The sequence below is a fragment of the Caballeronia sp. ATUFL_F1_KS39 genome, assembly GCF_023630985.1.
Classification (GTDB): domain Bacteria; phylum Pseudomonadota; class Gammaproteobacteria; order Burkholderiales; family Burkholderiaceae; genus Caballeronia; species Caballeronia zhejiangensis.
The window spans coordinates 144,579-159,201 of the sequence record NZ_JALQDZ010000050.1; the positions used below are offsets into that span (position 1 = coordinate 144,579).

14 protein-coding genes are annotated in these 14,623 nt (G+C 62.8%); 4 read left to right on the plus strand and 10 right to left on the minus strand.

The window, feature by feature from the left end:
* Positions 1-4: 4 nt before the first annotated feature.
* The gene (locus tag NCR93_RS26000; RefSeq protein WP_008346862.1) at positions 5-2,050 is read right to left on the minus strand and encodes a hydantoinase/oxoprolinase family protein; all 2,046 of its coding nucleotides are present in this window, start codon (positions 2,048-2,050) and stop codon (positions 5-7) included.
* Between the two features lie 185 nt (positions 2,051-2,235).
* Between NCR93_RS26000 and NCR93_RS26005 the strand changes: the two genes are divergently transcribed.
* Entirely contained in the window at positions 2,236-3,189 is a 954-nt protein-coding gene (locus NCR93_RS26005) for a LysR family transcriptional regulator (protein WP_033535810.1), read from the plus strand.
* 14 nt (positions 3,190-3,203) lie between these two features.
* Here NCR93_RS26005 and NCR93_RS26010 read toward each other — a convergent pair whose 3' ends face one another.
* Positions 3,204-4,184, minus strand: a complete 981-nt coding sequence (locus NCR93_RS26010) for an AraC family transcriptional regulator (RefSeq protein WP_239295255.1) — start codon at positions 4,182-4,184, stop codon at positions 3,204-3,206.
* 125 nt (positions 4,185-4,309) lie between these two features.
* Between NCR93_RS26010 and NCR93_RS26015 the strand changes: the two genes are divergently transcribed.
* Positions 4,310-5,686, plus strand: coding sequence for an NAD-dependent succinate-semialdehyde dehydrogenase (locus NCR93_RS26015; protein WP_175981528.1), 1,377 nt, complete (start codon positions 4,310-4,312; stop codon positions 5,684-5,686).
* A gap of 49 nt (positions 5,687-5,735) precedes the next feature.
* On the opposite strand, the gene NCR93_RS26020 is transcribed toward NCR93_RS26015, so the two are convergent.
* The 5 genes from NCR93_RS26020 to NCR93_RS26040 form a co-directional block, all read right to left on the minus strand.
* Complete coding sequence (locus NCR93_RS26020) at positions 5,736-7,109, minus strand: MFS transporter (protein WP_175981526.1); 1,374 nt, start codon at positions 7,107-7,109, stop codon at positions 5,736-5,738.
* Between the two features lie 63 nt (positions 7,110-7,172).
* The gene (locus NCR93_RS26025; protein WP_175981524.1) at positions 7,173-7,994 is read right to left on the minus strand and encodes an enoyl-CoA hydratase-related protein; all 822 of its coding nucleotides are present in this window, start codon (positions 7,992-7,994) and stop codon (positions 7,173-7,175) included.
* Between the two features lie 30 nt (positions 7,995-8,024).
* Positions 8,025-8,801, minus strand: coding sequence for an enoyl-CoA hydratase-related protein (locus NCR93_RS26030; RefSeq protein WP_175981522.1), 777 nt, complete (start codon positions 8,799-8,801; stop codon positions 8,025-8,027).
* A complete protein-coding gene (locus NCR93_RS26035; protein ID WP_175981521.1) occupies positions 8,798-10,039 on the minus strand; it encodes a CaiB/BaiF CoA transferase family protein in 1,242 nt (413 codons plus the stop codon). Before NCR93_RS26035 ends, NCR93_RS26030 begins: the two co-directional genes overlap by 4 nt.
* Positions 10,040-10,177: 138 nt before the next feature.
* Positions 10,178-11,062, minus strand: a complete 885-nt coding sequence (locus tag NCR93_RS26040; protein WP_008346873.1) for a LysR substrate-binding domain-containing protein — start codon at positions 11,060-11,062, stop codon at positions 10,178-10,180.
* Positions 11,063-11,367: 305 nt separating this feature from the next.
* Here NCR93_RS26040 and flhD point away from each other — a divergent pair, with 305 nt between their 5' ends.
* Both flhD and flhC read left to right on the plus strand, forming a co-directional pair.
* The gene (gene flhD, locus NCR93_RS26045) at positions 11,368-11,685 is read left to right on the plus strand and encodes a flagellar transcriptional regulator FlhD (protein ID WP_008346874.1); all 318 of its coding nucleotides are present in this window, start codon (positions 11,368-11,370) and stop codon (positions 11,683-11,685) included.
* A gap of 22 nt (positions 11,686-11,707) precedes the next feature.
* The gene (flhC, locus tag NCR93_RS26050) at positions 11,708-12,316 is read left to right on the plus strand and encodes a flagellar transcriptional regulator FlhC (protein WP_175981699.1); all 609 of its coding nucleotides are present in this window, start codon (positions 11,708-11,710) and stop codon (positions 12,314-12,316) included.
* Between the two features lie 9 nt (positions 12,317-12,325).
* On the opposite strand, the gene NCR93_RS26055 is transcribed toward flhC, so the two are convergent.
* The 3 genes from NCR93_RS26055 to NCR93_RS26065 form a co-directional block, all read right to left on the minus strand.
* Complete coding sequence (locus NCR93_RS26055) at positions 12,326-13,798, minus strand: mechanosensitive ion channel family protein (protein ID WP_175981519.1); 1,473 nt, start codon at positions 13,796-13,798, stop codon at positions 12,326-12,328.
* Positions 13,799-13,880: 82 nt separating this feature from the next.
* Positions 13,881-14,405 (minus strand): DUF2889 domain-containing protein, encoded by a 525-nt coding sequence (locus NCR93_RS26060; protein ID WP_175981697.1) that lies wholly within the window; start codon positions 14,403-14,405, stop codon positions 13,881-13,883.
* A gap of 2 nt (positions 14,406-14,407) precedes the next feature.
* Positions 14,408-14,623: electron transfer flavoprotein subunit alpha/FixB family protein (locus tag NCR93_RS26065; RefSeq protein ID WP_250507778.1), on the minus strand; the 216-nt coding region annotated here is incomplete at its 5' end.

Consider the following 14,623-nt stretch of genomic DNA (forward strand, 5'->3'; position numbering starts at 1 on the left):
GAATTCAGGCTGCCAGTTCGATGACGAGATTGAGATCGGGATCGACGCGCGCGACATGCGACGCCTTCAGCACCGCGCAACTGCTGTGTTCTTCGATGACCGCCGGCCCTTCGATCGTCGCGCCGACCGGAATCTGCGTGCGCGCGAACACCGGCAGCGTGCGCGCGTGGCCATCGAAATACACTTCGCGGGTGCGAACCGGCTGCGGCAGCGCGCCACCATCGGCGCTCGCGACCGAGCCGCGCCAGCCGGTCGTCGTCACGAGTTGCAGACGCACGTTGGCGACCACGACCGGCTTGTCCTTGCTGATGAAGTTCCATTGCCGCAGATGCGCGTCCTCGAAGGCTTGCGCGAGCGCCGCACGGATGCCCACTGCGTCCGCCTGCACTTCGACCGTGATGACATCGGGCTGGCCGGCGTAGCGGCAATCGGCGAGACGCACGACCTTCACGCCCTGCGCTTCGACGCCGTGACGCTGAAGCTCTTCCATGCCAAGCGCTGCCAGTTCATCGAGCGCGGCGTTCAGAGTCGCGTCGTCGATCATCGCGAGATCGCTTTCCAGCGGACGCTGATAGTCGTATTGCTGATCCGCGACCGTCATGCCGAACGCGCTGAAAAGACCCGGCAGCGGCGGAATCACCACGCGCCGGATACCCATTTCGTGGGCGAGATCGACCGCGTGCACCGGCCCCGCGCCGCCGTAGCAGATGTACGAGAACTCGCGCGGGTCGTAGCCGCGCTCGACTGTCATGATGCGGATGGCCTGCGCCATCAACGCGTTCGCGACCGAGCGCACGACCTGCGCGGCTTCGGGCACGGAGACGCCGAGCGGCTGCGCGATGACTTCATCGACGACGCGCCATGCCGCCTGCGCATCGAGCTTGAATTCGCCGCCGAGGAAGCTGTCGGGATCGATATAGCCGAGAACCAGATTGCAGTCCGTGACGGTCGGGCGCGTGCCACCGCGCCCGTAGCACGCCGGTCCGGGATCGGCGCCCGCGCTCTCCGGTCCGATGCGCACGCCGCCGCCCGCGTCGATCCACACGATCGAGCCGCCGCCCGCGCCGACCGAATCGATGTCGATGCTGGGCGAGCGCACGGTGTACGTGTGCAGCAGGCTCTTGTTGCGCAGTTCGGGGCGCGAGTCGCGGATCAGCGAAACATCGAAGGTCGTGCCGCCCATGTCGCCGAGAATCGCGTTCTTCAGCTCGCTCTTCTCGCAGTTGCGGATCGCCGCCGAGACGCCGCCCGCGGGCCCCGATTCGAGCAGCACGATCGGCTTGTCGGCGACCATGGCCGGACTCGCGAGCCCGCCGTTCGACTGCATGAAAAGGAACTTGCCCGCGAAGCCATGCTGCGCCAGCGCGCTGATGAGCCGGCCGATGTAGCGCCCGCAGACCGGACCGAGCATCGCGTTGATGACCGTCGAGCTCGCGCGCTCGTATTCCATCGATTCGGGATTCACTTCGTGCGATGCACACACGAAGCGCTCCGGCAGCAGACGGCGCAGCGTTTCGACGGCTTCGCGTTCGTGCCGCGGATTGACGTGCGCGTGCAGAAAGCACACGGCGACGGCTTCGATATCCGACGCGCGAATCTCTTCGGCGAGCGCTTCGAGCTGCGCGTGATCGAGCGGCGTTTCGATGCTGCCGTCATGGCGCAGGCGCTCGTTCACTTCGAGCCGCCAGCGGCGCTCGACGAGCGGACGCGGATTCTCAAACAGCAGATCGTAAAGATCGGCGCGGTCGTGACGCGACACGCGCCTTAGTTCGAGGATGTCGCGAAAGCCGCGCGTGGTGACGAGCGCGGTCTTCGCGCCGGTGCCCTCGACGACCATGTTGGTCGCCATCGTCGTGCCGTGGCCGATGAACGATACGTCGGCGCTGTCGGTGCCCGAGAGTTCGAGAATCTTGCGAAAGCCTTCAATCGTGCCGATGACGCGATCCTTCGGCGTCGTCGGCACCTTGGTCGACCAGATGCGCCCTGCTTCGTCGTCCACCATCACGACATCGGTGAAGGTGCCGCCGACATCGAGTCCGATTCTTTTCAATTTGCCTCTCTCCTGTGGATGCGTGATTTCTGCTGCGCTTGCCGAGGCCGCGTGAGTTCCGGCATGATCGAGCCGCGCCGTCGAGCGCCCGGCTGTGACGAACATCGACCGAGCCAGTTTAAAGAGGCATCGGCGCGGCCAGATAATGAAACGTTCCGATCAGGTGAGACGTTGGAGTTATATCGGTGATAACCAGTATCGATGCGATATTGAGGCGGCTGCGCGGCAATCACGTCGCGCTTTTGATCGCGCTCGACGACCATGGCTCGCTGCGCAAGGCGGCGCAACAGGTGTCGCTCTCGCAGCCCGCGACGACCAAGTCGCTGCGCGAAATCGAGGCCATGTTCGGCACTGAACTGTTTGCCCGTTCGCCGCGCGGCATCGTGCCGAACGAACTCGGGCGCTGCGTGATTCGTCACGCGCGCGCGGTGCGTTCGGAGATCGGCGCGCTGCGCGACGAGCTTGCGGCCATCATGCGCGGCGGCGGAGGGATGCTTGCCATCGGCGCGGTGATGGGTTCGATGCCCGAGTGGCTCGCGCCCATCCTGCGTGCGCTGCGGCAAGTGCAGCCGGACGTGTCCGTCGAGGTCTGGGAGGACAACAGCGCGCGTTTGCTGTCGATGCTCGATCAGCGTCTGCTCGATCTCGTCATCGGGCGGCCGAGCATCAGCGTTCACCCTGAGGCTTACGATTTCATTCCGCTCGAAGTGGAGGAAGTGTGTCTCGTGGTCGATGGCGCCGATCCGCTCGCGAGCGTGCAGCGCCTGACGCTCGAAGCGCTTGCGGACAATCCGTGGATCGTGCCGCAAGCCGCCCTGCCGATGCGCTCGCTGCTCGAACAGCTTTTCGACGACGCGGAGGTTCCTTTTCCGCGATACGCGATCGAAACGTCATCGACGTTCGCGACGTTGTCGTTATTGCGCGCCAGCGCGGGGACCGTTGCGCTGATGCCACTGAAGGTCGCGCAATACTTTCAGGCGCACGGCATGATGGCGGTGCTGCCGATCCGTATCGAGCGACGTGGCGCACCGTACGGGATCGCAACGCGTCGCGGCGCTACGCCGACGGCGCCGGTGCAGAGGTTCATCGAGTTATGCAAAGAGAAGCGCGACGAGCAGCTTCGACGCAATGAGCTTTAACGAGGAACGTCGGTTCAATGCGACGACACATAAGGCGACGGCCCCGCCTCCGGCACCGCGAAATGCTGCTTCATTCGTCGTAATTCTTCCGAAGGCGTGCCGCCGAAAAGCCGCTTGAATTCGCGGCTGAACTGCGATGCGCTCTCATAGCCGACTCGCGCGCTCGCCGCCGCAGCCGTCATGCCTTGCCGCGCCATCAATAGCCTCGCCTGATGCAGTCGCGTCGACTTGATGTACTGCAGCGGAGAAGTATTGGTGGCCGCCTTGAAGTGCATATGAAAGGACGGCACGCTCATGGCCGCTTCCCTTGCGAGCGTTTCGATCGTCAGCGCCTCGGCATAGCTCGAATGGATCTTGCGCAGCACCTTGGAAATGCGCCCGAAATGTCCATCGAGGTCAAGCGCGGCGCGCATCGAAGCGCCCTGCTCGCCGATAAACACGCGAAAGTAAATCTCGCGCACCAGCGTCGGCCCCAATAGCGCGGCTTCGAGCGGATCGCGCATTGCGTCGAGAAAGCGCAGCATGGTTTCGCCGAGCGCCAGATCGAGCCGCGTCGTGGCCATGCCGCCCGGCTCGCCGGGCACCACGCCATTGCGCTCGTCGATCTGAAGCAATACATCGGCGGCGAGCGTCGCATCGAGACGCACGTACACCGCGAGCAACGGTTCGTCGGCGGTGGCGTCGGTTTCCATCGAGAACGGCAGCGGCAACGCGACAGCCAGATAGTGCTGCGCATCGTAGACATACACCTTGCTGCCGAGATAGCCGCGCTTGCGGCCTTGCGCGATGACGACGATACCCGGCTCGTACAGCACCGGCGTACGCGTGAGCGGACGGTTCGATCGCAACAGGCGAATGTCCGGCATCGGCGTCGCGTTATAGCCTTCGTTCGGCGCGAGTTCCAGCAGCCGGCTCACCATCGAAGCGTGCACGCGAGCGAGTGCGGCGGCTTCGGTTTCCATCGTCGGCAATTTGGGCGGGCGATGCGTTTTCATGCGTCGAGTTCGATAAAGGCGTGTTCATAGAATCGGGCAAGCTTTGCAGACGATCACGCGTTCTCGTCGCATTGCCATATGCCTAACATTCGATCATGCAAGTCAACTCACCTCGGAGAACAAGCATGATCGATGTACTCAATCCCGCCGACGGCACGCTCGTCGGGCAAGTCGAACATCATACGGAAGCGCAGGTGCGCGCCGCCATCGACCGCACATGCGCGGCCTTTCCGGCGTGGTCGCGCACATTGGCACGCGAACGAAGCGCACTGCTGCGCGCATGGTTCGACCTCGTCAGCGCCGACAAGACCGCATTCGCCGAACTGATGTGCCGCGAGAACGGCAAGTGCATGTCGGAAGCCTTCGGCGAAATCGACTATGGCCTGGGCTTCGTCGAATGGTACGCGGAGGAAGCGAAACGCGTGTACGGCGATACCATCCCCACGCACGCGAAAGACGCAGCGGTGATCGTCACGAAAGAGCCTGTCGGGCCGGTTGCGTCGATCACGCCATGGAACTTCCCGTTCATGATGATTACGCGCAAGGTCGCGACCGCGCTCGCGGCAGGTTGCACGATCCTCTTGAAGCCTGCCGAGGAAACGCCGCTGACCGCATACAAGCTGCTCGAATATGCGCGCCGCGCCGGCATTCCGGAAGGCGTGTTCGAAATGGTGACGGGCGACCCCGTTCAGATCGGCAAACTCATCACCGACGATCCGCGCATTCGCAAGATCTCGTTCACGGGTTCGACCGCGGTCGGCAAGCTGCTCGCCGCGCAGTGCGCCGGCACGCTGAAGACAATGACGATGGAACTCGGCGGCAACGCGCCCTTCATCGTTTTCGACGATGCCGATCTCGACGAAGCCGCGAAAGCGCTCGTGTCCGCGAAGCTGCGCAACAGCGGACAGGTCTGCATTTCGCCGAACCGCGTGTATGTGCAGGCGAGCATCCACGATGCGTTCGTTCAGCGCGTCAAGGCGCTCGTCGAAGCGATCCCGGTCGATCAAGGGCTGCAGGACCGGTTCGTCGTCGGTCCGCTGATCAATCGTGCGGCCATCGACAAGGTCGGCAAGCTCGTCGACGATTCGCGCGAACGCGGCGCCAAGGCCGTGCTCGGCGGACATGCGCACGCGAAAGGCGGACTCTTCTATGCGCCCACGATTCTCGTCGATGTCGCGGACGATATGCCGATCGCATCGACCGAAATCTTCGGTCCCGTCTTTCCGATCTATCGCTTCTCGACCGAAGCAGAAGTCATCGCACGCAGCAACGACAGCGAATATGGACTCGTCGCCTATGCGTTCACCCGCGATCTGGGCCGCTCGTTCCGGCTGTCGCGCAACATCGAGGCGGGCATGGTGATTCTGAATTCCGGCTCGGTCGGCACGGCTTCGGTGCCGTTCGGCGGCGTGAAGCAATCCGGTTACGGACGCGAAGGCAGTCATCATGGAATCGAGGAATATGTGCATGTGAAATACACGCTGATGGCCGGTCTCGCCTGAACCACGCGAGGCGCGGCTTCGCGATGCCGCGCTTCGTGTCATCGCCGATTCAACGTACCGGCAATTGAGCCGTGTCGGCAGGGCTCGCGCGCTGCACTTCGTAATGACGCTGACGAATGAGCCGATCCTGCCGCAGTCCCCAAAAATAGGTAACGGCAAGGCAGGGCAACAGCGAAACGATCGAATACCCGACGCCCGCAAGCGGGTTGCCCGTGAGATTGACGAGCGAAAGACTGATGAGCGGAAGAAACCCGCCGAACAGCACATTGCCGAGTTGTTGCGACAATCCGAAGCCCGTGGTCCTGCTTTGCGGTGGAAAACATTCGGCGATGAACGCGGGCAGCGGCGCCATGATCATCGCGGTCAACACGGCGAGCAGCGCGACGAGCAGCGTCACCGTGACCCAGCCGCCCGCGAGCGCATTCGTCCTGATGCCCGCGAATGCCGGATACGCTGCGAGTATCCAGAGCACGATGCCGATCAGCATCACGCGCGCCCGGCCGATCGCATCGGACAGACGGCCGAACGCCGGATAAAGCGGCGCGGCCACGACGATAGCGACGCCAAGGCAGAGATTCGCGCGCGACGGATCGACCTTCAACACGTTCTGCAGGAAGTACAGCATGTAGACGATCGACGTATAAAGCGATACCGACGTTCCACCTTGCGCGCCGAACATCGCGACGAGAATCGCCTTCCACGACGTCGCGCTCGACAACGTGTCCTGCAGCGGCGATTTCGACAGACGGCCCGCCTCTTTCATCTCCGCGAACACGGGCGTTTCCTTCATGCCGAGCCGGATCCATGTCGCCACCGCGACGATCGGCGCCGAGATCAGGAACGGGACGCGCCAGCCCCACGATTCGAATGCGGCTGCATCGAGCGCGAACTTCAGCGCCGACACGATAGCGAGCGCGAGCAAAAGGCCGAGGCTCGCGGTGCTTTGCAGCACGCTCGTCGCCATGCCTTTGCGGCCCGCGGGCGCATGCTCCATGACGTAGACGACCGCGGAGCCATATTCGCCGCCGAGCGCGATGCCCTGCACCACCCGCAGCGCGATGAGGCCGATCGGCGCAAGCAGGCCGGCCATCGCGTAGGTCGGCAGACAGCCGATGCCCACCGTCGCGATACCCATGATCGCGAGCGTGATGACGAAGGTCTTCTTGCGTCCGATGCGGTCGGCCATCGGGCTGAAGATGATCGTGCCGAGCGGCCGCGCGACATACGCGATGCCGAACGTGGCGACGCCCGCCATCGCGGCGACCGTGCGATCCGTCGATGGCAGGAACAAGTGCGTCAGCGTCGATGTCAGCGCGACGTAGACGAAGAAATCGTAGTACTCGAGCATCGTGCCGAGGCTCGATGTCGCGATGATCCGCAGCATGCCGGGCTTTGAATGTCGCGCGCCGGAAGTCGTGGACATGGTCGTCTCCTGTGATTCAGTTCGTGAGGCCCCGCGCGATCGACGCAGTGGCCGTAAGGCGCATCACATGTGCGTGCGCTTCTTCGCCGCTTGCTGCGCGAGAAACCGGTCGACAGCCTCCTTGTGCTCGCGGCCGCACAACAGAATGGCCTGCATGCTCGCCGCCATTTCGAGCGTCGTTTCAAGCGATGCATCGGCCGCTTCGCGCACGAGCCGCTTCGCCATGCGCAGTGCAGTCGGCGGGCTGTGCGCGATGCGTTTCGCCAGCGACAACGCTTCGGTGTCGAGCGCATCCTCCGGCACGACCTTCGAGACGATGCCGAGCTTGAGTGCCGCTTCAGCATCGATGAACTCGCTGGTCAGCGTCAGTTCGAGCGCCTTCGCATAGCCGACGATGCGCGCGAGAAACCACGATCCGCCGATGCCCGATACAAGTCCCAGCCGCAAGAAGCTCTCTGCGAAAACGGCTTTCGTGCTCGCCACGCGGATATCGCACATCAACGCGAGATCGCAGCCCGCTCCGACTGCGGCGCCATTGACCGCGCATACCGAAGGCACATCGAGACCGCTCAATGCGCGCGTGATCCGGTGCAAGCTGCGATGCAAGCGGTCGCGCACGTCTTCGACGCTGCCGCTCATCAGGTCGCTGCCGCTTTGCATGTCCTTCACGTTGCCACCCGTACAGAAATGCCGCGACGACGAACGCAGCAGGACGCAATGCACGTCGCCCCGGTCGTTGATCTCTTCGAGCGCATCCGACAGCGCCTCTGTCATCGCGACGTTCAGCGCGTTGCCGTCGCTTGCGCTGTTGAGCGTGAGCACGAGCACGCCGTCGTCGAGGGATGACTCGACCAGCGAACCCGAATCGTTTGAATAAGCTGACACGACAAAGTCTCCTGATAGTTTCGCCGGCAACTACCGGTTCTGGAATGCGGCCTGACGACGTTCGAGAAACGCGGCCATGCCTTCTTTCTGATCGGCGAGCGCAAAGCCCGCATGAAATAGCCTTCGCTCGAACAACAGGCCTTCCGACAGCGAGGACTCGAACGCACGATTGACGGCTTCCTTGATCGCGACGATCACCGGCAGCGAATGACGCGCGATCTGCTCGCCGACGCGCATCGCTTCGTCGATCAAGCGCTCGCGAGCGACGACCATCGACACGAGTCCATATGCCAATGCCTCGCTTGCGTTGAAGGATTCGCCGGTCAGGCACGCGAGCATCGCGGTCGATTTGCCCACCGCGCGCGGCAGACGCTGCGTGCCGCCCGCGCCCGGCACGATGCCGAGCTTGATTTCGGGCTGGCCGAAGAGCGCATCGTCCGCGGCGATGACGATGTCGCACATCATCGCCAGTTCGCAGCCGCCGCCGAGCGCATAGCCGCCTACCGCAGCGATGATCGGCTTGCGGGCCATGCGGATGCGGTCCCAGCTTCGTCCGATGTAGTCATCCGAGAATGCGCTCGCGTACTCGAGCTTCGACATCGCGACGATGTCGGCGCCGGCGGCGAAGGCCTTGTCGGACCCTGTCAGAACGATTGCGTGAATTTGCGGATCGGCTTCGTTGCGCAGCAGGACGTCGATGAGCTGATCCATCAACGCGTCGGTCAGCGGATTGAGCGGGTTATTCGACGCGAGACGCACGAGCGCGACCTGGCCGCGTCGTTCGCTCCGTATGATCGCGGCGCTCATGCGCTCACCTTGCGGTCTTCATCGCAGGTCTCGCGCGTTGCGCGGCCCAGGCGGATCACGCCCGCATTCAGCAGTTCCGCGATCTCGCTTTGGGCGAAGCCGTATCGCTCCAGCATCTGCAGCGTGTGCTGGCCCGTCAGCGGCGCTGGCACGTCGGGCACGCTTGCGCGGTCGGATGGACCGAGCGCGAAGCCGTGCGTACGCATGATTCCCGCGACCGGATGATCGATCGTCTGCGCCAGTCCGCATTCGGCGTATTCCGCCGTTTCGATGACATCGCCGTAGGTTGCGACGGGCGAACACAGAATGTCCCGCGCTGCGAGCCGTTCCATCCACTCCGCGGTCGGGCGTTCGACGAAACGCGCCGCGAGCATGTGATGCAGCGCCTTGCGATGGCGCACGCGATCGTCGTTGGTGGCGAAGCGCGGATCGGCTGCGAGTGCGGACGATGCGAGCACCTCGCACAGCGCGCGCCATCGTTCCGGATGATAGGCGACGACCATCATCCAGCCGTCCTGCGTCGGGAACGCTTCGTTCGGGCACGCATAAGGCGCGGCGCTGCCGGTTTTTTCCGGCTCGCGGCCGGACGCGAAATACGCAGCGAAGCCGATCTGCTGCAGCATCAGCGTCGCGTTGTAGAGACTCACGTCGAGATGCTGGGCACCGCCGCCCGCGCGAACCTGATGCAGCGCGCCGAGAATCGCGATCGATGCGAGATAGCCGCCCATCATGTCGGCAACGGGAATCGGGACTTTCAGCGGCTCGGCGTTCGTCGTGCCGAGCGTGCTCATCAGACCGCTGACAGCCTGGATCACGCCATCGACGCCCGGCCGCTTGCGATTCGCGCCCGTCTGACCGAAGGCGGAGATCGAGCAGTAGACGAGCCGGGGATTCAACTGACGCAGTGCGTCGAAGTCGAGTCCCATCGATGCCATCACGCCCGGCCGAAAGTTTTCGACGAGCACGTCGGCCTCGCGCAACATGCGGCGAACGGCTTCGCGCCCCGCGTCGGTTTTCAGATCGATCGCGACGCTGTACTTGTTGCGGTTGACGCTGATGAAGGCCGGGCTTTCACCGCTGATCCACGGCGGGCCGATGCGCCGCCCGATCTCGCCGTCGGGCGGCTCGATCTTGACGACGTGCGCGCCGAGATCGGCGAGCGTCATCGAGCAGACCGGACCGGCGAGGACATGCGAGAAATCGATCACCCGCACGCCGTTGAGGCTGTCTCTTGGCATTTGTGATTGTCCTGTCTCGTGACTCGTCACTGCGACGAATCATGCCGACGAGAATAGGTACTCACCGGCCTTCCGGACAATCGACAATTTAGAAACGAGCCTTTGACTTTTTGTTAAAGGGTCGGCGATTCGTGAGCGCTATTCGTTGAGCAACGAGTGCAGCCATCGGCGGAAAATCTTCAGTGCATCGGATTGCGGACGCGCCGTCGGCCACGCGAAGTAGTACGTGTGATTGCCGCGGTCGAGTTCGAATGAAAACGGAGCGACGAGCAGACCGCTTTCCAGTTCGCTGCGCACCAGCGCCTTCTGCGCGATCGCGACGCCGTGCCCTTCGATCGCTGCCTGATACGCGAGCAGCGACGTTTCGTAGCGCATCTCGCGGCGTCGCCCGCTCAATGGAAGGCCCGCAGCCTTCAGCCACAAGGTCCAGTCTTCAGGGCGTGCGAGCGTGTGCAGAAGCGTTTCGCCCTGTAACTGCGAGCGCGCCTTGACCTGTCTCGACGGCGCGGCGACAGGCACCAGTTCGTTCGCGATCAGACGTTGCACGCGCAGACCGGGCCACTTGCCGTCGCCTAGCTGAATGCCGGCGTCGATATCCTCACGCGCGAAATTGAGCGGAGCCGGTGATGTCGTCAGTTGCACGTCGATGTTTTCATGCAGCCGATGAAAGCTCGCGAGACGCGGAATCAGCCAGCGCACCGCGAATGTGGCGGGCGAGCGGATCTTGAGCACGCGGGCGCGCCGTTCCGACGAACGCAGACTGTCGGTGGCTTCGCGCAGCGCTGCGAAGAGCGGCATCAACTCCGCCAGATACCGCGCACCCGCCGAGGTCAGCTCAAGCCGTCCTTTCACACGCTCGAACAGATCGACGCCCAGATAGGCTTCGAGCGTGCGTACCTGCCGGCTGACGGCGGCGGGCGTCACGGCCAATTCGTCGGCGGCCTTGGAAATACTCAGCAGGCGTCCGGTCGCCTCGAACGCCCGGGTCGGATTCAACGGGGGAAGCAGTGCGCGACGTTCCATAGCCTGTCCGTGTGGAAGCATGTCGGGATTGTGGCGCGAAAATGGTCGAAGGGAGGTTGGTAGGCGGCCACTCGCCGCCAGTATCGACTGCCGCTCGATCATCGTGGCAAAGCCGCTTTCCTGTCCCGACAAGGCCGCCCCGCAGCGCATATTCCGTTCCCGGAGAACGGGATAACAATCCTTTAACGGTGTTGCTAATCGATTAATTAAAATCAATCTTCTGACGATTGATCCGGTGGAGACGCGCGCCTAGACTGAAATCATTGAAGGCAACGAAAGCCTTGGAGACATCAAGGCCTAAAAAGATGAGCACCTTCGAAATCCAAGAAAGCATTCGAGAGATCAATCTTTCCTATCTCATCCTGGCGCAGCGAATCTTGCGCGAGGACCGCGCGATCGGCATGTTTCGCCTCGGGCTATCCGCCGAGGTTGCCGATCTGCTGATGAGCCTCTCGCTGCCCCAAGTCGTGAAGCTCGCCTCTTCCGATCAGCTGTTATGCGCGTTCCGCTTCAACGATCACATGCTGCTCTCCGCGCTGACGCAACCTCCGAAGCACGCCGACATCGCTTCGACGCATGCTGCCGTTCTATTGGCAGGCCAACCCGTCAAACTGCTGATCTAAGGCGCCGTCCTCCATGAACCTCATTGCAAAGAAAAGCCTGACCGAAGAAGCGCAAGAGGTGTTTCGCGCAGTCGCGCTCATCGAACTCGGTGCGCGCATGCAGGTCCTCGAAAGCGAACTCACGCTCTCGCGCGAACGTCTCATCCGTCTTTATCGTGAAGTGCGAGGCGTGTCGCCACCAAAGGGAATGCTGCCTTTCTCCGCGGACTGGTACATGCCGTGGCTTTCGAACATTCACGCGTCGCTATTCTTCAACACTTATCTGTTCCTCAAGAACGAAGCGAGCTGCTCGCACCTCGATGCGCTGACCAAAGGATATCGGCTGTATCTGGAGCACTGCACGCGCAACGACGCCGAACCGGTGCTCGACCTGACGCGCGCCTGGACGCTCGTGCGTTTCTTCGAGGCGGAGATGCTGCAATTGACGCCCTGCTGCCGCTGCACCGGCAAGTTCGTCGCGCACAAGCATGACTTGCAGCACGGCGTCGTGTGCGGCGCCTGTCAGCCGCCGTCGCGTGCGGGCAAGACGAGGAAAGCGGCGGCACGCGCGGCCGTTCAGGCTTTTGCGTCGGTGACTGACGAGAATGTCATCGATCCGGCCGCGCGACCCATCTCCGCTGAAGCAGCTTGAGCCGTATGCTCAATCGCTTCGGGAGTCGTGATTCAGCGAATGCGCGTTCCATACTTTCCCGATCAACCACTGGAACAGCGAGTGGCCTTGTTCGTGCTCGGCGGGCATCGGAGTCGCGAGCTTGCCGAGCTTATCCTGCCGATACGCCAGAAGCTCGCACATTTGCTTCGCTACTTCCGGATGATCTTTGAGAAACGACGTCATGTCGTCCTTGGCCAGCTGAAATAGAACCGATGGCGTGAGCGTCGAGATCGATACTTGCATCGCGATTCCGGCGAGCAATCCCGCTTCCCCGAATGCTTCGCCCGGCCCGATGCGAGCAACCTCGCGAGCGCCTGCCGCTTCGACGACCGCGACCGAGAGCACGCCCGAATGCACGATCGACAAGCTATCGGGCACGGTGTCGGGCGCCAGGATCTGATGATTCGCCTGATATTCGTGTCGCGACAAACGCTTCGCGAGCCGCGTTATTTCCTCGCCTGAAAGGCTGTCGAACAAGTCGACGCGTCTTAACAAGGCTTCTTTTTCATCTCTCGATGCAAGCGCGGGCGCCGCTACGCCCAGCGCGCGCCATGCCACGCCAGCCGCGGTGAGATGGCGGTAGCAGAGGTCGAAGAGCTCGTTGCATACGGCGAGCTTTTTGTTCATGTCGTCGACGAAGGCCACCACTTCATACTGGACCGAGTTCGTCGTCGTGCGCTTCATGCGGGCGTATGGGGCCGGCGTCGCGAGAATCAGATTACAACCGGTAAGCGCGCGCCCGAGTGCGTCCAGCACGTTCTTCGGCCGCGCCTCGGGTTCGATCTCGAGGACGATCGATATGCCGTGGACGTCGCCCGGTCTGCTGTTATTGGTGATTTTCGCCTTCGCCGCGACAGCGTTGGGGACGATGAGCGTATTGCCTTGCCCCGTCAACAGATGTGTCGCGCGCCAGTTCATCTCGACGACCTTGCCCTCGACGTCGTCGATCGTCACCCAGTCACCTATCGCGTAGGGTTCCGTCGTGTTGATGACGATGCCCGCGAATACATCGCTGAGCGTGCTCTGGATAGCGAGGCCCAGCACGATCGCCAGTGCTCCCGATGTCGCAACGAGGCCGCGTACCGGCAGTTCGAGCACGAAGCCAAGCGCCGCCACGGCCGCCGCGAGAAACACCACGGCACCGAAAACGTCCGAGAACAGCCGCTGTTTTCTCCAGGCGCGTGGAAGCAGCAGCGTGTCGAGTGAGAGCGTGAGCAGACGCGCGCCCATCATCCACCAGATGATTTCGAGAATTTGCCCCGCCCAGTGCAATTCGACGACGTCGGCGAACGGCGCCTGCGTGAACGGACTCAGACCCGATGCAAAGAGCACCCAGCTCAACAGAAAAAAGAGCGCGAGCCGTATGAAGAGCCGGGCCAGGTCGTTGTCGGGCAATCGCGCGCGCCATACGATCACGTCGATTGCGACGATGCCGAAGCCCAGAAGCAAGGGGTATTTCACGGATGCTCCTCTCGAGGAACGACTTCGAGAGAATACACATTTGCTGGCAACGCGCGCTAGCCACGGCTCGCACGCCGATGCGTCACAGGCGCTTCGGCGCCTCGTACCACTTCGGATGAAATGCCTTCACGAGCGGACCATCCGTACGAAGCGCGTGACAGCCGTCGAGCTGGAACGGCCGCATGGTGCCGCTCGCGTTGATTTCCTCGCTCATCGTCTGAAATGCGGCGGTGGCCACCGCGCCGATGAGTTCGGTCAGATGCGTGCAGCCGCGCAAGCCGCCGAACAGGTTTCTGATTTCGCGCATGAAGCCCGGCGCGAGCTTCATGCCTTCGAGCTTGCGATAGTCGGGCGCGATCGTTTCGCAATGGCCGACATACGGCACGATGATCGATTCGGCCTTCGCCTCGCGGATGACGAAATCGACGCCGATGGTCATGCGCAGCATCATCTCGTGTACCGGATCGCCCGCCTTGACGATCACGCCATGGGAATCGCGATCGTATGACTTCGTGTCGCGCAGATGGCCTTCGATGTCGTAGAGGCCATCCGCGCGTCTGAAGCCTTGCAGCGTGATCTGGCGCGTGTGCAACGGCACGCGATCCATCGTCACAGCGTGCTCGCGAGATCCGGCACGACGGAGAACAGATCGCCGACGAGACCGTAATCGGCGACACTGAAGATCGGCGCTTCGGGGTCTTTGTTGATGGCGACGATGACCTTCGAGTCTTTCATGCCGGCCAAGTGCTGAATCGCGCCCGAGATGCCGACTGCAACGTACAGTTGCGGCGCGACGATCTTGCCGGTTTGACCGACCTGAAAGTC